Below are 19,039 nucleotides of genomic sequence, written 5' to 3' on the forward strand. Positions count from 1 at the left end.
TGTGCTTCACCGTACGCGACCGCACTGACACCGACCAGGGCCGTCGGGCTCATTGACAGTGCTCCGGGTTAAGGTCTGACCGACAGACACAGGAGGCACTCGGTTGTTGTACGGCGCGATGAAGGTGACCATCGGGGGACCGCTCAAGGTCGCCTTCCGGCCCTGGGTGGAGGGTCTGGAGAACATTCCCGCCGCGGGCCCCGCCATCCTGGCGAGCAATCACCTGTCGTTCTCCGACTCGTTCTTCCTGCCCGCGGTCCTCGACCGCAAGGTGACCTTCATCGCGAAGGCCGAGTACTTCACCACCCCCGGCGTCAAGGGCCGATTGACGGCGGCCTTCTTCAAGGGCGTCGGTCAGCTGCCCGTGGACCGCTCCGGGGCGCGCGGCGCGGGTGAGGCCGCCGTCAAGAGCGGCATCGATGTCCTGGAGCGCGGCGAGCTGTTCGGTATCTACCCCGAGGGCACGCGCTCGCCCGACGGCCGGCTCTACCGGGGCAAGCCCGGCGGCCTCGCGCGCGTGGCGCTCGCCAGCGGCGCGCCGGTCGTCCCGGTCGCCATGATCGACACGGAGAAGATCCAGCCGCCCGGCAAGGTCATGCCCAAGCTCATGCGGCCGGGCATCCGGATCGGCAAGCCCCTGGACTTCAGCCGGTACCAGGGCATGGAGCACGACCGTTTCGTGCTCCGCGCGGTGACCGACGAGGTCATGTACGAGATCATGAAGCTCTCCGGCCAGGAGTACGTCGACATGTACGCGACCGCCGCCAAGCGGCAGATCGCGGAGGCGGCGAAGGCGGAGAAGGAACAGACGAAGAAGACGAAGTAGGCCAGAGCAGCAGCAGGTCAAAATCAGGGGGGTGGGGGCATGGCCAAGCGTGAGCGGGTCATGCGCATGTCCGTCGAGCAGCCGCTGTGGCGGGCGCTCACGGGCTACCGGGTGCTGACGATGGTGTACGCCATCGGGCTCTTCGCCAGCGCTTACGACGAAGTGGCCCGCCCTTGGGTGGCGATCGCCTACTTCGCCGTCCTGGCGGTGTGGACGCTCGCCACACTGCCGAGGGTTGCGAACGCCGCGAGCTGCACCAAGCGCTTCCTGGCCGCCGACCTCACCATCGCCCTGACCGGCATCCTGCTGACCCGCATCGCCGAGTCGCCCGAGCGGATCGACGCCGGAGCCCCGACCCTGCCGTCGATATGGGCGGCGGGCGCCGTGCTGGCGTTCGCCATCAAGGGCGGCTGGCGCTGGGCCGCCTTCGCCTCCACGCTGGTCGCCGTCGCCAACCTGATCCACCGCTCCGGCGTTCCGACCCGCGACACCGTCCACATGGTGCTGCTCGTCTGGATCGCCTCCATCGCCATCGGCTACGTCGTCGAGGTCGCCCGCGCCTCCGAGCGCACCCTCGCCCGGGCCCTGGAGATCGAGGCGGCGACCCGTGAGCGCGAGCGCCTCGCCCGGGACATCCACGACGGCGTGCTCCAGGTGCTGGCGATGGTGCAGCGGCGCGGCGCCGTCATCGGCGGCGAGGCCGCCGAGCTGGGCCGGCTGGCCGGCGAACAGGAGGTGGCGCTGCGCACGCTGGTCTCGGGCGGACTGGTGCCCGTGCCGCGGGTGTCGGAGGACGCCGCCGAGGGTGCCGTCGTACGGGCCGTGGACGAGCCGGACGACTCCGACGGCCCCGTCGATCTCCGTGCGCTGCTCGCCCCGTACGCCGGCGCGATGGTCAGCCTCGCCGAGCCGGGCGCGCCCGTGTCGCTGGCCCCGGCTGCCGCGCGGGAGCTGTCGGCAGCGGTCGGCGCCGCCCTGGACAACGTCCGCAAGCACGCGGGCGAGCACGCGCGTGCGTGGATCCTCGTCGAGGACGAGCCCGACGAGGTGATCGTCACCGTGCGGGACGACGGACCCGGCATCCCCGAGGGCCGGCTCGCACAGGCCGAGGGCGAGGGGCGGCTCGGAGTCGCTTTGTCGATCCGGGGCCGCCTGCGCGACCTCGGCGGCACCGCCGAGCTGATCTCGGTGCCGGGCCAGGGCACCGAAGTGGAACTGAAGGTACCGAAGGCCGGGAGCGCTTCACGGGGGAAGGCGGAGCAGCGATGACGGACACCGCGAGCGGACAGCAGGGCTCGATCAAGGTCATGGTGGTCGACGACCACCCCATGTGGCGCGACGCGGTCGCCCGCGACCTGGCCGAGTCCGGCTTCGACGTGGTCGCCACGGCGGGCGACGGCGACCAGGCCGTACGCCGCGCCAAGGCCGCCGCCCCCGACGTCCTGGTGCTCGACCTCAACCTGCCCGCCAAGCCCGGCGTCCAGGTCTGCAAGGAACTCGTCGGCCACAACCCGGCCCTGCGCGTCCTCGTCCTGTCGGCGAGCGGTGAGCACGCCGACGTGCTGGAGGCCGTGAAGTCCGGCGCCACCGGCTATCTGCTGAAGTCGGCGTCCACCGAGGAACTCCTCGACGCGGTCCGCCGTACCGCCGTCGGCGACCCCGTGTTCACGCCGGGCCTGGCCGGCCTGGTCCTCGGCGAGTACCGCCGCCTCGCCTCCGAACCGGCGCCCGCCGCCCCCGGCGCCGACCAGCCGGGTGCCCCGCAGCTCACCGAGCGCGAGACCGAGGTGCTGCGGCTCGTCGCGAAGGGCCTGAGCTACAAGCAGATCGCCGAGCGCCTGGTCATCTCCCACCGCACGGTCCAGAACCACGTCCAGAACACCCTCGGCAAGCTCCAGCTGCACAACCGCGTGGAGCTGGTGCGATACGCCATCGAGCGCGGCCTCGACGACGAGTGATCCGTCGCGTCGGTTTGACGGCGCGTAAACCGAACACCCTGCGGTTCACCGGAATTGCCGGTCCGACCCATCCCGCTGTGACGTGGCTCACCATTAGCGTGGCCTCACCAGGCAACCGCGGCGAAGGGACTTTTCCATGCGGGTCGGAGTACTGACCGGAGGCGGCGACTGCCCCGGTCTCAACGCCGTCATCCGGGCCGTCGTCCGCAAGGGCGTGCAGGAATACGGCTATGACTTCGTCGGCTTCCGGGACGGCTGGCGAGGTCCGCTCGAGAACGACACCGTCCGTCTCGACATCCCCGCCGTGCGTGGCATCCTGCCCCGCGGCGGCACCATCCTCGGCTCCTCGCGCACCAACCCCCTGAAGCAGGACGACGGCATCCGCCGTATCAAGGAGAACCTCGCCAAGCAGGAGGTCGAGGCGCTCATCGTCATCGGCGGCGAGGACACCCTCGGCGTCGCCACCCGCCTGTCCGACGACTACGGCGTGCCCTGCGTCGGCGTGCCGAAGACCATCGACAACGACCTGTCCGCCACCGACTACACCTTCGGCTTCGACACCGCCGTCGGCATCGCCACCGAGGCCATCGACCGGCTGCACACCACCGCCGAGTCCCATATGCGCGTCCTGGTCTGCGAGGTGATGGGCCGTCACGCCGGCTGGATCGCCATCCACTCCGGGCTGGCCGGCGGAGCCAACGTCATCCTCATTCCCGAGCAGCGCTTCGACGTCGACAAGGTCTGCGCCTGGATCACCTCGCGCTTCAAGGCGTCGTACGCCCCGATCGTGGTCGTCGCCGAGGGCGCCATGCCCAAGGACGGCGACATGGTGCTGAAGGACGAGTCGATGGACTCCTTCGGACACGTCCGGCTGTCCGGGGTCGGCGAGTGGCTGGCCAAGGAGATCGAGAGGCGGACGGGCAAGGAGGCCCGTACCACGGTCCTCGGGCACATCCAGCGCGGCGGCACCCCGAGCGCCTTCGACCGCTGGCTGGCCACCCGCTTCGGGCTGCACGCCATCGAGGCCGTGCACGACGGCGACTTCGGCAAGATGGTCGCCCTGCGCGGCACGGACATCGTCCGCGTCCCGATCGCGCACGCCACGGCCAAGCTGAAGACGGTCGATCCGAAGCTGTACGACGAGGTCGGGGTGTTCTTCGGCTGACCTGTCCGAGGTGACCGCTTTCCGCCCGGCGGCATGGGGTCATGGGCCGTATATTCGGCCCATGGCCCTATGAAACGGGAGCAGCCGTGGAGATTCTCGCCTTCGGCGTGCAGGCGGACGAGAAGCCCCTGATCGAGCAGGCCTTCCGGGGCCACCACGACGTCCGCTGCCTGGACGTCTTCCTCAGCGAGGACACCGCCCCCATCGCGGCCGGCTACGAGGTCGTCTGCACCAGCGTCAACTGCGACCTCGGCAACCACGTCCTGCAGACCCTCGCGGCCGGCGGCACCCGGATGGTCGCCCAGCGCTCGACCGGCTTCAACAACATCGACCTCAAGGTCGCCGAGCGCCTCGCCATGACCGTCTCCCGGGTCTCCTCCTACTCGCCCCACTCCGTGGCCGAGTTCGCCTGGACCCTCGCCATGGCGGTCAACCGCCGTATCGTGCGCGCCTCCACGCGCACGCGTGACTTCGACTTCCGCCTCGACGGCCTGATGGGCCGCGACATGCACGGCCGCACCGCCGGCGTCCTCGGCACCGGCAAGATCGGCGAGGCCTTCGCCCGCATCGCCCGCGGCTTCGGCATGAACCTGCTCGGCTGGGATGTCGCCGAGAACCCCGCCTGTATGCAGCTGGGTATGCGCTACGTCCCCAAGGAACGCCTCCTCGCCGAGTCGGACCTGGTCAGCCTGCATGTGCCGCTGATGCCGGAGACGAGCCGGCTGATCGACGCCGACGCCCTGAAGGCGATGAAGGACGACGCGATCCTGGTCAACTCCAGCCGCGGCGGCCTCATCGACACCGCGGCCCTCGTCGCCGAGCTGCGCGAGGGCCGTTTCACGGGGGTCGGCCTCGACGTCTACGAGGCGGAGGCCGGGCTCTTCTTCCACGACAAGTCCCTCCAGGCCGTCGAGGACGACACCCTGGCCCGCCTCGTCACCTTCCCGAACGTCCTGGTCACCTCGCACCAGGCGTACTACACCGAGGACGCCGTCGGCCAGATCGTCGAGACCACGCTGAAGAACGTCCTCGACTACAAGGCGGGCCGCCGCTCCGAGAACGTGCTCGTGCCCCGCAGCTGACCCACCAGATCGCGCACCACGGCGGCGCCGTTCAGCGTCAGGACCGACTCCGGGTGGAACTGCACCCCGGCGAACCCCGGGCCGCGCACGGCATGCACCTCGCCGTTGTCGGCCCGGCTGACCTCGATGCCGTGATCGGCGAGCTCCGCGTACGCCTCGTCGTCGCAGCGGGCCACGAAGCTGTTGTAGAAGCCGACCGTCTCCGGCCGTCCGAACAGGTCGATCGTCGTCTGCGCGCCCTGGTACGGCACTTCCTTGCGCACGATGTCCAGCCCCAGCTCGGCCGCGATCAGCTCATGGCCGAGGCAGACGCCGAGCACGCCGTGCGAGTGGTTGCGGACGACCTCGGCCGTGAGGTCGCGCAGCAGGCGCATCTTCGGGTCGTCGAGGTCGCAAGGGTCGCCCGGCCCGGGTCCCAGCACGATCGGCCCCTCGTGCGCACGCACGGCCGCGCGCAGCCCGGGTTCGTCGTAGCGCCGCACGGTCACCTCCAGGCCGCTCGACCGCAGCACGTGCGCCAGCATCGCCGTGAAGGTGTCCTCGCCGTCGACGACCAGCGCGTGCCCGGCGAGCTCCGCGGACCGCTCCTGCATCCGCAGCCAGAAGGGGGCGAGCGAGGCCCGGCGCCCGTCGAGCGCGGCACGCACGCGTGGGTCGTCGGCGAGGCTGGGACGGGTCCCCTCCGCGCGCGGCCCGGCCGGACGTACGCCCAGGGCCGCCAGCACACCCGCCGCCTTCGCGTGGGTCTCCGCGACCTCGCCCGCCGGGTCCGAGCCACGCACGAGGGTCGCGCCGACCGGCACCCGCAGCCCGCCGCCGGCGTCGATGTCGGCGGTGCGGATGAGGATGGGGGAGTCGAGGGTCTGGGCCCCGCCGGAGTCCCGGCCGATGAGCGCCAGCGCCCCCGCGTAGTACCCGCGCCCGCCGACCTCGTGCCGCTCGATGACCCGGCAGGCGTTCTGCACGGGCGAGCCGGTCACGGTGGCCGCGAACATCGTCTCCTTCAGGACCTCGCGCACATCCAGCGAGGACTTCCCGCGCAGCTCGTACTCGGTGTGCGCGAGGTGCGCCATCTCCTTCAGCCGGGGTCCGACGACGACCCCGCCCATGTCGCCGACGGTGCACATCATCTTGAGCTCCTCGTCGACGACCATCGACAGCTCCTCGATCTCCTTGCCGTCGGCGAGGAAGTCGAGCAGGTGCTCGGGAGTGGGCCCCTCGGCGGGATAGCGGTACGTCCCGCTGATCGGGTTCATGACGACGGTCCCGCCGGACATCCGCACATGCACCTCGGGGCTCGCCCCGACCAGCGTGCGATCCCCGGTGTGCACGACGAACGTCCAGTACGCCCCCCGCTCACCCACCAGCAGCCGCCGGAACAGCGCCAGCGCGTCGGCCCGTCCGAACCCCGGGATCCCGCCCTCGTACGTCCGCCGGATCACGAAGTTCGCGCCCTCGCCCCGCCCGATCTCGTCCCGCAGGACACGCCCGACGATCTCCGCGTATTCCTCGTCGCCGACGTCGAAGCCACCGCCCTCGACGCGCACGTCGTGCGCCGGGAGCTGCTCCAGGGCTTCGGCCAGCGGGATGGCGTACGACTCCTCGGGGGTCAGCACCGTCAGCGGTGTGCCGTCGTCGCGGACGTCGAAGCCGCGCTCGCGGATCTGTCGGAAGGGGACCAGCGCGAGGCCCTCGTCGGGGAGGTCGGCCAGGCGGTCGTAGCTAGTGACCGGGCCGATCATGACCTCCACGGTCTCGTGATCGTGGCCCGGGGTGCGGCGGCGCAGCAGGGCGAACGGGCGGGGATCGTCCGGCAAGCCGAGCAGGTTCATGGGTCCTTGCTCCTTCTCCGTGGATCCGAGGATCCGTGGATTCGATGGAGAGGAGCGACCCCGAAAAACGCCGAAGGCCGCCCCTCGGGCGGCCTTCGCGAAGTCTGTCGTACGCGCAGTCAGTGGGCCGCCGGATGAGCGGTCCACCACCAGTTCTGGGTCGAGTGCGCGAACATGCGACGCACCCTACCCCATGTGCAGGTGTCCGAGTCGTGTACCCCGTGTCTCAATTGCTGGGCATGGGGCTGGACGCCCGACACGACCCCGTAATGTTGAGGCGTGACCGTGAACGCTAAGACCAGCGCGAGCGCTGGCAACACCTGGCGAGACCTGCCCGCGGCGCAGCAGCCCGAGTACCCCGACACCGAGGCTCTGCGCGCAGTGATCGCGGACCTCGAGTCGTATCCGCCGCTCGTCTTCGCGGGCGAGTGCGACCAGCTGCGCGCCCGGATGGCGGCCGTCGCCAAGGGAGAGGCGTTCCTCCTCCAGGGCGGCGACTGCGCCGAGGCATTCGACGCGGTGTCCGCCGACCAGATCCGCAACAAGCTCAAGACGCTGCTCCAGATGGGCGCCGTGCTGACGTACGCCGCGTCCGTCCCCGTGGTGAAGGTCGGCCGCATCGCCGGCCAGTACTCCAAGCCGCGCTCCAAGGGCACCGAGACCCGCGACGGCGTGACCCTGCCGACCTACCGCGGCGACTCCGTCAACGGCTTCGACTTCAACGAGGCCGCCCGCATCCCGGACCCCGAGCGCCTGAAGCGGATGTACAACGCCTCCGCCTCCACGCTCAACCTGGTGCGCGCCTTCACCACCGGCGGCTACGCCGACCTGCGGCAGGTGCACGCCTGGAACCAGGACTTCGTGAAGTCGTCCCCGTCGGGCCAGCGCTACGAGCAGCTCGCCCGCGAGATCGACCAGGCGCTCAACTTCATGCACGCCTGCGGGGCCGACCCGGAGGAGTTCAAGACGGTCGAGTTCTACTCCTCGCACGAGGCGCTGCTGCTCGACTACGAGTCCGCGCTGACCAGGGTCGACTCCCGCACCGGGCGCCTGTACGACGTCTCGGCGCACATGGTGTGGGTCGGTGAGCGCACCCGGCAGCTGGACCACGCGCACATCGAGTTCGCCTCGAAGATCCGCAACCCGATCGGCATCAAGCTCGGCCCGACGACGACGGCCGAGGAGGCGCTCCAGTACATCGACCGCCTCGACCCGGACCGCGAGCCGGGCCGGCTGACCTTCATCGTCCGCATGGGCGCCGACAAGGTCCGTGACCGACTTCCCGAGCTGATCGAGAAGGTCACCGCCTCCGGCGCCACCGTGGCCTGGGTGACCGACCCGATGCACGGCAACACCTTCGAGGCGGCCTCCGGTCACAAGACCCGCCGCTTCGACGACGTGCTCGACGAGGTCAAGGGCTTCTTCGAGGTCCACAAGGGCCTCGGCACCCACCCGGGCGGCATCCACGTGGAGCTCACCGGTGACGACGTCACCGAGTGCGTGGGCGGCGGCGACGAGATCTTCGTCGACGACCTGCACCAGCGCTACGAGACGGCCTGCGACCCGCGGCTCAACCGCAGCCAGTCGCTTGACCTGGCCTTCCTCGTCGCCGAGATGTACAGGGACCAGTAGCCGGTTCGGTCATTACATGCACGGGGGTGGGGCGCGGATCACATACGATCCGCGCCCCACCCCACTTTTACGGTTCCTGTCTGGCGGGTAAGGTTAGGTTTGCCTCACCGATCAAGGGGATGGCGCATCGATCCCGCCGGGAGGTGAACCGCGTGTACGTATGCAGTTGCTTCGGCATCACCGAGGAGCAGGTCAAGAAGCACGCGGAGGACGGTGCCTGCACCCCCCGCCAGATAGCGTCGGCCAGCAAGGCCGGCACGGACTGCGGCTCGTGCGTACGCCAGATCCAGACGCTCCTGGGCAGGGGCGCGTGCCCCCGCCGTGAGCTGGCGGAGCAGGGCAAGCAGGTGCTCGCCCGGCTGAAGGACGCTGCCTAGCTCGGCTGCTCGATCTGCTGCGCGAGGTAGAGCGCCTCACCGAGCTTCTCGATGAGCTCCAGCTGTGTGTCCAGGTAGTCGATGTGGTGCTCCTCGTCCTCGAGGATCGACTCGAAGATGTTCGCGGACGTGATGTCGCCCTTGTTGCGCATCACCTCGATGCCGCGCTTGAGGCGGTCGATCGCCTCGACCTCGACCTGCCGGTCGGCCTGGAACATCTCGGTCACCGTCTGGCCGACCCGGACGTGGAACAGCCGCTGGTAGTTGGGCAGGCCGTCCAGCATGAGGATGCGCTCGGTCAGCTTGTCCGCGTGCTTCATCTCATCGATGGACTCTTCACGCGTGTACTTGGCGAGCTTGGTCCAGCCTTTGTTGTCCTGGATCCGGTAGTGCAGCCAGTACTGGTTGATCGCGGTGAGCTCGCCGGTCAGCTGCTCGTTCAGGAATTCGAGGACCTCGGGGTCGCCCTGCATCGCAGAGGCTCCTTCCAAGCGGGGGAACTGGCAGGTTGCGCCGCATGATTGCACCGGCGACAAAGATCGTCCAGTAAGTCTTCACTTAGTAAGTAAGTGCATGCTTAGTCCTGTTTGACGGCAATTGTCGAGGGCGGGGTCAGGTGCACTGCTTCAGGTCTGTCAGGATGGAGTCATGGGTCAGCCGGTGGAGAGCGAAAGCGGAGCAGCAGCACACTCCGAGCTCCCGCCGGGGCAGCGCGTCCAGCGTGGCTGGCCGGTCACGCACTACGGCCCGGTCCCGAAGTTCCGGCCCGAACGCTGGGAGTTCAGGGTGTTCGGGGCCACCGCCGACGGCGAGAAGCACTGCTGGACCCACGAGGAGTTCGCGGCCCTGCCGTACACGACCGTCGTGGCCGATCTGCACTGCGTCACGAAGTTCAGCATGCTCGGTGCCGAGTGGGGCGGCATCCCGGCGCGGGCGATCCTGGAGATCGCCCCGCCCGCACCTGCCGTCACTCATGTGATGGTCTGGGCGGAGTACGGCTTCAGCTCCAACCTCCGCCTCGCCGACTTCGCCTCCGAGCGCACGATCTTCGCCACCCACAAGGACGGCGAGCTGCTCACGGCGGAGCACGGATTCCCCCTCCGTCTGGTCGTCCCCCATCTGTACGCCTGGAAGGGGCCCAAGTGGGTCCGTGGCGTGGAGTACATGACCGCCGACCGCCGCGGCTTCTGGGAGGAGCGCGGCTACCACAACCTCGGCGACCCGTGGCAGGAACAGCGCTACTCCTACCAGGAAGAGCCCGGGGACGGCCCCGAGCTCTGACTCCTGGTCCCTTTCGCCGGGCGTCAGTGGTACTGGTGCACCACCGCGTGCCCCTTGCCGCGGCCGATCATCCACTTGTTGACCGGTGTGGTGAGGGCGAAGGCGACGGCCAGTGCGATCGCCAGCACCCACCAGAACAGCGGGTCGGTGAGCCCGGCGTCCATGGCGCCCGGCCACAGCACGATCACACCGTTGTCGACCAGCTCCATCACGGCGATGGACAGGGTGTCCGCCGCCAGCGCCACCTTGAGCGCGGTCCGCAGGTCGACGCCCGCCTTCAGGACGCCGCGCAGGGTGAGCGCGTAACCGAAGAAGAAGGCCAGGACGATCGCCAGGATCAGCGTCGGCACGTTGCCCCAGCCGAGCGCGGTGCCGATCACCATGCCCAGCACCTCACCGATGGCACAGCCGGTGAGGCAGTGCAGGGTGGCCTGGACGGCCATCGTCCAGCTGCCGGCGGCGACCGCCTGCTGATGGTGATCGTGTGCCGTGTGTGCTTCGTGCTGCATCACTGCCCCCAATGTCAGGTCACGGTTCCTGCACCGAGCAAGAACCGTATACCCCCCTGGGGTATTCCGAAGCGGGCTATGCGTCGCGAAGTTTTTTCAGCCGCTCCACGTCCGCCGCGTGCCCTTCCTTCCCGCCGGGCGTCTCGATGATCAGCGGTACGCCCTCGGTGGCCGGGTGCGTCATCAGCGCCCGGAACGGGTCCTCGCCGATGTGACCTGCGCCGATGTTCTCGTGGCGGTCCTTGTGGGCGCCGACGACGTCCTTGGAGTCATTGGCGTGGATCAGCTTCAGCCGGCCCTCGCCGACGGTGTCCACCAGCAGGTCGAGGGTCTGGTGCATGCCGGACGGGCCGGTCAGGTCGTGGCCGGCGGCGAAGATGTGGCAGGTGTCCAGGCACACGCCCAGCTTCGGATGGGCGTCCAGCGCCTCGAAGTACGGCCCGAAGTCCCAGGTCCGGGAGCAGAGCGAAAAGCCCTGACCCGCCGTCGACTCCAGCAGCAGGAACGGGTCGTCGTCGTGGGTCAGCTCGTCCAGCAGCGGAAGCATGTACTCCCGTACCTGCTTCAGGGCCACCGAACGCTCCCGGCCGCCGGTCGCGCTGCCCGTGTGCACGACGACGCCGAGCGCGCCGATCTCCCGCCCGCGGCGCAGTGAGTGCCGCAGTGACTCCACCGACTTCTCCACGGTCGCCTCGGTGTGCGAGCCGAAGTTGATCAGGTACGGGGCATGGACGTACGCCGGGATCGACTCGGCCTCGCACACCGCGCGGAAGTCCTCGTCCTGCCGCGGGTTCCCGGCGGGCGTGGCCCAGCCGCGCGGGTTGGCGACGAAGACCTGGACGGTCTCGGCCCTGAGGTCATGGGCGTAGGTGAGCCCGACGGAACTGAGGCCGCCGGCCACGGGGACATGGCCACCCACGGGGTTGCGGGACGGGCCCGTAAGGGCGGTGCCGGACTGCTGACTTCTCACCCGTTCAGGGTGTCATGCGATCCGGACCGCCCGATCACCGGCCGGTGCCGCCGGCGTCGGCGTGGATCACCGGATGGTGATCGTGATCGTCGACCCCTTGGGTGCCGTCTCCCCGCCGTCGACGGACTGCTTCTTGACCGTGTCGCCGAAGATCCCGAGCAGGCCGCGGTCCTCGTCGACCTCGAAGCCGGCGGCCTCCAGTGCGGCCGTGGCGTCGTCGACGCTGTCGCCGACCACGTCCGGGACCTCGATCATCTCGGGGCCCTTGGACAGCGTCAGCGTCACCGTGTCGCCCTCGGCGGCCTGCTTGCCCTCCGTCGGCGACTGCTGCGCCACCTGGCCCGCGTCGAACTCGGAGTTGACCCGCGCGGCGGCGACCTTCACCTTCAGGCCGGCCTCCTCCAGCTCGGCCCTGGCGTCGGCCGGGTCCTCGCCGGTGACGTCGGGGACGTCCACCGGGCTGCCCTTGCTGACGGACAGCTTGATCGCGGAGCCGGAGCGGACCTCGGTGCCGGTCCCGGGTTCCGTGGAGAGCACGGAGCCCCTCGTGACGTCGTCGTTGAACTCCCGGGTCACCATGCCCGGTTGGAGGCCGCTCTCCTTCAGCTCGGTCCTCGCCTTGGCCAGCGGGTAGCCCTCGACGTCGGGCACCTTCACCGTCTCCGGGCCCGCGGAGATGACCAGCTTCACGGAGTCGTTGTGCCGTATGCGGGCGCCCGTGTCCGGGTCCGTGCTGATGACGGTGCCGCGCTTGACGGTGTCGCTGTAGGCGCGCTCCACCTTGCCGACCTCGAGCCCGGCTTCCTCCAGCCGGTCCCGGGCCTGCGCCTCGGTCTTGGACAGCAGCGGCGGGACCTGGGTGAACTGGCCGGAGTTGATGTACCAGATGCCGACGCCGAGGCCGAGGGCCAGCAGGACGGCGGCGACGATCACCATCGGGCCGCGCGGCGCGCGCCGGGTGTGCGAGCGGTGCCCGGGCGGCGGAGGCGGCGGGGTCTCCAGCCGGCTGGTCCGGTTGAAGACGGCCTCCGGCTCGTCCCCGTTCACCGGCAGCGGCCGCTGGATATTCAGCGCGCGCGGGATCACGCTCGTACGGTCGTCGGTGTTGCTGTGCTCCGCCGAGAGCGCCTGCGGAGGCACCGCGTCCAGCTGGTCCGCGCTCAGCGCGGCGCGCGTCTCGCGGGCCTGCGCGAGCAGCGCCACGGCGTCGTGCGGGCGGATCTGCGGGGAGCGCGCGGTGGCCGCCGCGACCAGCTCGTCGAGCTCGTACGCCAGCCCCGGCACGATCGCCGAGGGCGGCGGGACGTCCTCGTGCAGGTGCTTGTAGAGCACCACGGCGGGGGAGTCCCCGTCGTGCGGCTTCTCGCCGGTGAGCATCTCGTAGAGGACGACACCGCACGCGTACACGTCGACGCGGGCGTCGGCGGTGCCGGGCTGCTCTATCTGCTCGGGGGCGAGATAGGAGACGGTGCCGAGCACGGCGCCGGTGGTGCTGGTCACGGTGTCCACGGACCGCACGAGCCCGAAGTCGGCGACCTTGACCCGGCCGTCGTCCCCTATCAACACGTTCTCGGGCTTCATGTCCCGGTGCACGAACCCGGCGCGGTGCGCGGCGCCGAGCGCGGCGAGCACCGGCTCCAGGATGTCCAGGGCGGCCCGGGGCTGGAGCGCCCCGCGCTCGCGCAGCACGTCGCGCAGGGTGCAGCCGGCGACGTACTCCATGGCCAGATAGACGTACGACCCGTCGGTGCCCTGGTCGAAGACCTGCACCACGTTCGGGTGGGCCAGACGGGCGACGGACTTCGCCTCCCGGATGAACCGGTCGACGAACGACCCGTCCACCGCCAGCGCGGGGTGCATCACCTTGAGCGCGAGCACGCGGTCCAGGCGGGTGTCCAGGGCCCGGTAGACCGTGGCCATCCCGCCGACGGCGATCCGCGCGTCCACGCGATACCGGCCGTCGAGCACCTGCCCGACCAGAGGGTCCTGAAGGGTCGTATCCACGCAGGCGAGTGTACGAGCCGACACCGACAGCCCCGCCCGTTCGGGCGTGATCGGAGCGGGACTGGAGCCGACCTGTGACGGACGCCTCACTGGCCGAATGCCTTCGTCGAACATGCGTTCAGAACGCGGGCCGCTCCGGATCCAGCCGCGCCATGCCCTGCGCGGGGGACGACGCCTCCGCGAAATGCCGCCGAGGGATGCGCCCCGCCCGGTACGCCAGCCGTCCCGCCTCCACCGCGTGCCGCATCGCGTCGGCCATCAGCACCGGCTCCTGCGCCCGCGTCACCGCCGAGGCGAGCATCACCCCCGCGCACCCCAGCTCCATCGCGAGCGCCGCGTCCGAGGCCGTACCGGCGCCCGCGTCCAGAATCACCGGCACGCGCGCGTGCTCCACGATCAGCTGGAAGTTGTGCGGATTGCGGATGCCCAGGCCTGACCCGATGGGGGAGCCCAGCGGCATGATCGCGGCGCAGCCGGCGTCCTGAAGCTTCCGCGCCAGCACCGGGTCGTCGTTCGTGTACGGCAGCACGGTGAAACCGTCGTCCACCAGTGTCTCCGCCGCGTCCAGCAGCTCGATCGGATCCGGCAGCAGCGTCCGCTCGTCGGCGATGACCTCCAGCTTGATCAGATCCGTGCCGAGCGCCTCACGCGCGAGGCGGGCCGTCAGCACGGCCTCTCCCGCCGTGAAGCACCCTGCCGTGTTCGGCAGCACCCGGATCCCGAGCCTCTCCAGCACGGACAGCACCGAGCCGTGCACCGACGGGTTCACCCGTCGCATCGCGACCGTCGTCAGCTCCGTCCCGGACGCCACCAGCGCCCGCTCCAGCACATCCAGGCTGGGCGCTCCGCCCGTGCCCATGATCAGCCGGGACGTGAAGGACGTACCGTCGATGACAAAGGGATCGTCGGCCATGGTTCAGCCTCCTTGGACGGCGGTGAGGACCTCGACGCGGTCTCCCTCGGAGAGGGGCGTCGACGGCCACTGCGTGCGCGGGACGACGGTTTCGTTGAGGGCGGCGGCCACTCCGGAGGGCGCCGCGGTGACGGACCGGACGAGCGTGTCGAGAGCCGTGCCGGGCTCGATGCGCCGACGCTCGCCGTTGACCGAGATGGTGACCTGGACGCTCATGCGGGCTGCTCCGTGAGTGCGGCGGGAGTGAAGCGCCTGGGCGTGAACGCGCGTGCCTCGTCGGGAAGTTCACCGGTGGCCAGGACGTGCGCCATGGCGTCCCCGGTGACCGGCGTGAGCAGCACGCCGTTGCGGTAGTGCCCCGTGGCCAGCGACAGCCCCGCCAGCTCGGTGGGGCCGAGCAGCGGCGCGTTGTCGGGGGAGCCGGGGCGCAGACCGGCCCGGGTCTCCGTGAGCGGCAGTTCGGTGATGCCCGGCACCAACTCGTGGGCGTCGCGCAGCAGCTCGTACACACCGCCCGCGGTCACCGTCGTGTCCCAGCCCAGCTCCTCGCTCGTCGCCCCGACGACCAGCTCCCCGCTCTCGCGCGGCACGAGATACACCTGGCTGCCGCGCACCACGGCCCGCACGGTCCGGCTCAGGAACGGCGCGTACCTCTTCGGCACGGTCAGCCGCAGCACCTGCCCCTTCACGGGGCGCACGGGCGGCAGCACGTCGTCGGGAAGGCCCGCCAGCCGCCCGCTGAGGCTGCCGGCCGCGAGGACCACCTGGTCCGCGGCCAGCTCGGTGCCGTCCGTCGTGGTGACACCGGCGGCCCGGTCCCGTACGACGTCGACGCGCTCGGCCCAGCCGCGGTGGAAGACCACGCCCGCCCGCTCGCACGCGACCACCAGGGCCCCGGCCAGCCGACGCGGGTCGATCTGGTGGTCGCCGTCCACCCGCAGCCCGCCGCGCACCCCCGGCGCGAGCATGGGCTCCAGACGCCGGCACTCCCGCCCCGACAGCCACTCGGAGTCCAGCCCCGACTGGCGCTGCAGGGCGTGCAGTTCGCGCAGATGGGCGCGGTCGTCGGCGTCCATGGCGACGGCGAGGGTGCCGCACCGGCGGTAGCCGAGGTCATGGCCGGTCAGTTCGGTGAGCTCGGCCGCGAAGGCCGGGTAGCGGCGGGCCGAGGCGAGGTTCAGACCCAGCAGGGTCTGCTCGCCGTAGTGCAGTTCCGTGACGGCGGCCAGCATTCCGGCGGCCACCTGGGCGGCGCCACCGCCCGGCTCGGGATCCACGACGGCCGTCGTGAACCCGCGCTGCGCGGCCCGCCACGCCGTGACCAGGCCGATGATTCCGCCCCCGATGACGAGGACGTCTGACGTTCGCGTACGCGACATGGGCGTCCAGCCCCTCCCTTCGCCGGCATGACCCGGATCAGGTTCGTACGGTCGGAGGCCGCCAGCCTCCCTCTCAGCCCGGTGCGTCCGGGCTCCCGCGAGTGCTCTACGTTGGCCACCCTAGCCCGCCGCCATAAGTCTCAGTAAGGGAGCCTCACCCCATGGCCCGCTCGCTCGACGGTCTCGTCCTGGCCCCCGTCGCCGACCAAGCCCCAGGTCAGGTGGGTACCCGCACCCGGTTCACGTACCACGAGAAGGACGGCGAGATCTGGGCCGAGTACGCGGGCGGAGACGTCGTGCGCGGGCATCTCGTGGGCACCCGGGACGGTGACCGGCTGGACTTCCGGTACGTGCAGCTGAAGCGGGACGGGACGACGTCCTCGGGCCACTGCGTGTCGAGCGTGGTCGAGCTCGCCGACGGACGCGTGCGGCTGGAGGAGACCTGGGAGTGGGAGTCGCAGACGGGCAGCGGCATCAGTGTTGTGGAGCAGGTCACTGAGCACGACTCCTGACTGACGAATTGTCAGTTGTCTATGGTGATCAGGTGAGCGAGCAGACGACGCAGTCGCAGCGGTCAGTGGTCGTCGCCGGCGCCGGCATGGCCGGCGTACAGACGGCGGTCGCCCTTCGGGAACAGGGTTTCACCGGCACCGTCACCCTGATCGGCGCCGAGCCCCACCAGCCGTACGACCGGCCGCCCCTGTCCAAGGCCGTCCTGCTCGGCAAGGCCGAGGGCTCCGCCTTCGACGTCGACTTCGAGTCGCTCGGCATCGACCTGCGGCTGGGCCGCGAGGTGCTGGGCGTACGCGTCGCCGACCGCGAACTGGACACCGAGACCGGGCCCGTCCCGTACGACGTCCTCGTGCTCGCCACCGGCGCCGAACCGATCCGGCTGCCGGGCGCCGAGGGCGTTCCCGGCGTGCATCTGCTGCGCACCCTGGACGACGCCGAGCGGCTGCGGCCGGTGCTCGCCCGCCAGCACGACATCGTCGTCGTCGGGGCCGGCTGGATCGGCGCCGAGTTCGCCACGGCCGCGCGCGAGGCGGGCTGCGCGGTGACGGTCGTGGAGGCCGCCGACCGCCCGCTCGCGGGGGCGCTGCCGGCGGAGGTGACCGCGCCGATGACCGCCTGGTACGAGGACAGCGGGACGGCGCTGCGCACGCATGCGCGCGTGGAGCGCGTCGAACCCGGTGAGGTGATCCTCGACGACGGCACGCGGCTGCGCGCGGGCGCCGTCGTGGTCGGCATCGGGGCCCGGCCCGCCACGGCCTGGCTGGCCGGCTCGGGCGTCGAGCTCGGCGCGTACGGCGACGTCGTGGCCGACGACCGGCTGCGCACGTCGGTGCCCGACGTCTATGCGGTCGGCGACTGCGCCTCCTTCCCCTCGGGGCGCTACGGCGAGCGTCTGCTGGTCCACCACTGGGACAACGCCCTGCAGGGCCCGCGCACGGTCGCCGCCAACATCCTCGGCCAGACCTCCGCGGTCTACGACCCCGTGCCGTACTTCTGGTCCGAGCAGTTCGGCCGCTTCGTCCAGTACGCCGGCCACCACGCGGCCGCCGACACGACCCTGTGGCGCGGCGACCCGTCCGGCCCGGCCTGGACGGTCTGCTGGCTGCGGGGCGACCGCCTCGTCGCCCTGTTGGCGGTGGGCCGGCCGAGGGACCTCGCGCAAGGGCGGCGGCTGATCGAGTCGGGCACGCCGATGAACGCGGAGCTGCTGACGGACCCGGCGAGGCCGCTGAAGGCGGCGACTGCGTAGCGCGTCGCGGTGACGCCCCTCCCAGGTGGACCGGCCTGACTTCCGACTGTCAGTGGCAGATGGCAGGCTTGCTTCCGTGACCGAGATTGACACAAAGATCGATGCTCTCGTCCCCGCCTGGCTCACCCTGCCCGACATCGCAGAGATGCTCGATGTCGAGGTGACCCGCGTCCGGCAGCTGGTCAAGGAGGGCCAGCTCATCGCCGTACGCCGTGGTGAGAACCGCGCACTGCACGTCCCTGCCGCCTTCATCGACGGGGCCGAGCAGAAGGTCGTCAAGGGCCTGACCGGGACCCTGACGCTCCTGCGGGACGACGGCTTCACGGACGAAGAGATGCTGGAGTGGCTCTTCACCCCCGACGAGAGCCTGCCCGGTACCCCCGCGCAGGCCCTCAGCGAGAACCGCGGCACGGAGGTGAAGCGCCGCGCCCAGGCGCTCGCCGTCTGATCCGAAACAAGCGAATCCGAAAACCGTCCGGCGTACGGGCCGGGGCTCCGGGCCACGGCCGCGGGTGACCGCGGTCGCGGCCGGGGGCCGGAATCCGTGGCCGGCGAGCCGGAACCCGTGTCCGGGTGCAGCACCCGTGTCCGGGGCGGTATGACCTGTCCGCGTCCGTACCGATGTCCGGGCGGACGCCGACTGGCCATGCAGGCGCGCCCGGGTGTAGCACCATCAGCCCACGAGCGCGGCCCAGCCCCGAACCCACCCGATGCCGACCTCCGGCACCGGCTACCGTGCCCTGGGCCCCGGCCGCCGTGCCGTCGGCCCCGGCTACCGTGCCTCCGTCCGGCACCCGCCCGACCTCACCCGCCCGGCAACCCGATCACAGGGGGCACCGTATGTCCGACACCGTCACCGCGGGCAGCGTCCGCAGTCAGCTCGCCGACGCCCGGCTCTACCTCTGCACCGACGCCCGCAAGCCGCAGGGCGATCTCGTGGAGTTCCTGGACGCCGCCCTGGCCGGTGGCGTCGACATCGTTCAGCTGCGGGACAAGGGCATGGAGGCGGCCGAGGAACTGGAGCACCTGAAGGTCTTCGCCGACGCCTGCGCCCGGCACGGCAAGCTCCTCGCCGTCAATGACCGGGCCGACGTGGCCCACGCCGCCGGCGCCGACGTCCTCCACCTCGGCCAGGGCGACCTCCCGGTGCCCGCCGCCCGCGCGATCCTCGGCGACGAGGTCCTGATCGGCCGCTCCACGCACGCCGACTCCGAGGCCGACGCGGCCGCCGTCGAGGAGGGCGTGGACTACTTCTGCACCGGCCCCTGCTGGCCCACCCTCCGAGGCCGACGCGGCCGCCGTCGAGGAGGGCGTGGACTACTTCTGCACCGGCCCCTGCTGGCCCACCC

21 protein-coding genes and 1 riboswitch are annotated in these 19,039 nt (G+C 70.9%); of the genes, 12 read left to right on the top strand and 9 right to left on the bottom strand.

What is annotated here, in order from left to right:
* The first annotated feature begins 118 nt into the window (after window positions 1-118).
* The 5 genes from EAO75_RS20350 (at window position 119) to EAO75_RS20370 (ending at window position 5,031) form a co-directional block, all read left to right on the top strand.
* Window positions 119-826 carry a lysophospholipid acyltransferase family protein gene (locus tag EAO75_RS20350; protein ID WP_261989452.1) on the top strand — a complete coding sequence of 236 codons (708 nt, stop codon included), beginning with the start codon at window positions 119-121 and terminating at the stop codon, window positions 824-826.
* Window positions 827-865: 39 nt separating this feature from the next.
* On the top strand, window positions 866-2,095 hold the full coding sequence (gene macS / locus EAO75_RS20355) for a MacS family sensor histidine kinase (protein WP_147996494.1): 1,230 nt from the start codon (window positions 866-868) through the stop codon (window positions 2,093-2,095).
* Window positions 2,092-2,784 carry a response regulator gene (locus tag EAO75_RS20360; RefSeq protein ID WP_147996495.1) on the top strand — a complete coding sequence of 231 codons (693 nt, stop codon included), beginning with the start codon at window positions 2,092-2,094 and terminating at the stop codon, window positions 2,782-2,784. The genes macS and EAO75_RS20360 overlap by 4 nt, the downstream gene beginning before the upstream one ends.
* Before the next feature lie 136 nt (window positions 2,785-2,920).
* Window positions 2,921-3,949 carry a 6-phosphofructokinase gene (locus EAO75_RS20365; protein ID WP_147996496.1) on the top strand — a complete coding sequence of 343 codons (1,029 nt, stop codon included), beginning with the start codon at window positions 2,921-2,923 and terminating at the stop codon, window positions 3,947-3,949.
* Between the two features lie 86 nt (window positions 3,950-4,035).
* Window positions 4,036-5,031 carry a 2-hydroxyacid dehydrogenase gene (locus EAO75_RS20370; protein WP_147996497.1) on the top strand — a complete coding sequence of 332 codons (996 nt, stop codon included), beginning with the start codon at window positions 4,036-4,038 and terminating at the stop codon, window positions 5,029-5,031.
* On the opposite strand, the gene EAO75_RS20375 is transcribed toward EAO75_RS20370, so the two are convergent.
* Together EAO75_RS20375 and EAO75_RS48640 are read right to left on the bottom strand one after the other, a co-directional pair.
* Window positions 4,983-6,863, bottom strand: a complete 1,881-nt coding sequence (locus EAO75_RS20375; protein WP_147996498.1) for an anthranilate synthase family protein — start codon at window positions 6,861-6,863, stop codon at window positions 4,983-4,985. The two genes, EAO75_RS20370 and EAO75_RS20375, sit on opposite strands and share 49 nt — an antisense overlap.
* A gap of 119 nt (window positions 6,864-6,982) precedes the next feature.
* Window positions 6,983-7,039: a trp operon leader peptide gene (locus EAO75_RS48640; protein ID WP_071528813.1), complete on the bottom strand. Its 57-nt coding sequence runs from the start codon at window positions 7,037-7,039 to the stop codon at window positions 6,983-6,985.
* Window positions 7,040-7,142: 103 nt separating this feature from the next.
* Here EAO75_RS48640 and EAO75_RS20385 point away from each other — a divergent pair, with 103 nt between their 5' ends.
* Together EAO75_RS20385 and EAO75_RS20390 are read left to right on the top strand one after the other, a co-directional pair.
* Window positions 7,143-8,495 carry a class II 3-deoxy-7-phosphoheptulonate synthase gene (locus EAO75_RS20385; RefSeq protein WP_147996500.1) on the top strand — a complete coding sequence of 451 codons (1,353 nt, stop codon included), beginning with the start codon at window positions 7,143-7,145 and terminating at the stop codon, window positions 8,493-8,495.
* A 143-nt stretch (window positions 8,496-8,638) separates the two neighbouring features.
* Complete coding sequence (locus EAO75_RS20390) at window positions 8,639-8,872, top strand: bacterioferritin-associated ferredoxin (RefSeq protein WP_261989453.1); 234 nt, start codon at window positions 8,639-8,641, stop codon at window positions 8,870-8,872.
* Here EAO75_RS20390 and bfr read toward each other — a convergent pair.
* Entirely contained in the window at window positions 8,869-9,345 is a 477-nt protein-coding gene (bfr, locus tag EAO75_RS20395) for a bacterioferritin (RefSeq protein ID WP_030945116.1), read from the bottom strand. The genes EAO75_RS20390 and bfr overlap by 4 nt on opposite strands.
* Window positions 9,346-9,520: 175 nt before the next feature.
* On the opposite strand from bfr, the gene EAO75_RS20400 reads away from it, so the two are divergent.
* Complete coding sequence (locus tag EAO75_RS20400; RefSeq protein ID WP_147996502.1) at window positions 9,521-10,153, top strand: sulfite oxidase-like oxidoreductase; 633 nt, start codon at window positions 9,521-9,523, stop codon at window positions 10,151-10,153.
* Window positions 10,154-10,176: 23 nt separating this feature from the next.
* Here EAO75_RS20400 and EAO75_RS20405 read toward each other — a convergent pair whose 3' ends face one another.
* From EAO75_RS20405 to thiO, 6 genes are all read right to left on the bottom strand, one after another.
* Entirely contained in the window at window positions 10,177-10,662 is a 486-nt protein-coding gene (locus EAO75_RS20405; protein ID WP_147996503.1) for a DUF4396 domain-containing protein, read from the bottom strand.
* A gap of 76 nt (window positions 10,663-10,738) precedes the next feature.
* On the bottom strand, window positions 10,739-11,632 hold the full coding sequence (locus tag EAO75_RS20410) for a deoxyribonuclease IV (RefSeq protein WP_147996504.1): 894 nt from the start codon (window positions 11,630-11,632) through the stop codon (window positions 10,739-10,741).
* 66 nt (window positions 11,633-11,698) lie between these two features.
* Window positions 11,699-13,636, bottom strand: coding sequence for a Stk1 family PASTA domain-containing Ser/Thr kinase (gene pknB / locus EAO75_RS20415; protein WP_187284525.1), 1,938 nt, complete (start codon window positions 13,634-13,636; stop codon window positions 11,699-11,701).
* 118 nt (window positions 13,637-13,754) lie between these two features.
* The gene (locus EAO75_RS20420) at window positions 13,755-14,549 is read right to left on the bottom strand and encodes a thiazole synthase (RefSeq protein ID WP_147996505.1); all 795 of its coding nucleotides are present in this window, start codon (window positions 14,547-14,549) and stop codon (window positions 13,755-13,757) included.
* A 3-nt stretch (window positions 14,550-14,552) separates the two neighbouring features.
* Window positions 14,553-14,765 carry a sulfur carrier protein ThiS gene (thiS, locus tag EAO75_RS20425; RefSeq protein WP_147996506.1) on the bottom strand — a complete coding sequence of 71 codons (213 nt, stop codon included), beginning with the start codon at window positions 14,763-14,765 and terminating at the stop codon, window positions 14,553-14,555.
* Entirely contained in the window at window positions 14,762-15,928 is a 1,167-nt protein-coding gene (thiO, locus tag EAO75_RS20430; protein ID WP_147996507.1) for a glycine oxidase ThiO, read from the bottom strand. Before thiO ends, thiS begins: the two co-directional genes overlap by 4 nt.
* Window positions 15,926-16,037: riboswitch (TPP riboswitch) on the bottom strand. It overlaps the preceding gene by 3 nt.
* A gap of 52 nt (window positions 16,038-16,089) precedes the next feature.
* Here thiO and EAO75_RS20435 point away from each other — a divergent pair.
* The 4 genes from EAO75_RS20435 to EAO75_RS20450 form a co-directional block, all read left to right on the top strand.
* Window positions 16,090-16,440 carry a hypothetical protein gene (locus EAO75_RS20435; protein WP_147996508.1) on the top strand — a complete coding sequence of 117 codons (351 nt, stop codon included), beginning with the start codon at window positions 16,090-16,092 and terminating at the stop codon, window positions 16,438-16,440.
* A gap of 32 nt (window positions 16,441-16,472) precedes the next feature.
* Complete coding sequence (locus EAO75_RS20440) at window positions 16,473-17,690, top strand: NAD(P)/FAD-dependent oxidoreductase (RefSeq protein WP_147996509.1); 1,218 nt, start codon at window positions 16,473-16,475, stop codon at window positions 17,688-17,690.
* A gap of 76 nt (window positions 17,691-17,766) precedes the next feature.
* A complete protein-coding gene (locus EAO75_RS20445; protein ID WP_147996510.1) occupies window positions 17,767-18,138 on the top strand; it encodes a helix-turn-helix domain-containing protein in 372 nt (123 codons plus the stop codon).
* A 392-nt stretch (window positions 18,139-18,530) separates the two neighbouring features.
* Window positions 18,531-19,039 (top strand): thiamine phosphate synthase (locus tag EAO75_RS20450; RefSeq protein ID WP_261989364.1); only part of this gene is annotated, 509 nt, incomplete at its 3' end.

The sequence above is a fragment of the Streptomyces sp. UW30 genome, assembly GCF_008042075.1.
GTDB lineage: Bacteria > Actinomycetota > Actinomycetes > Streptomycetales > Streptomycetaceae > Streptomyces.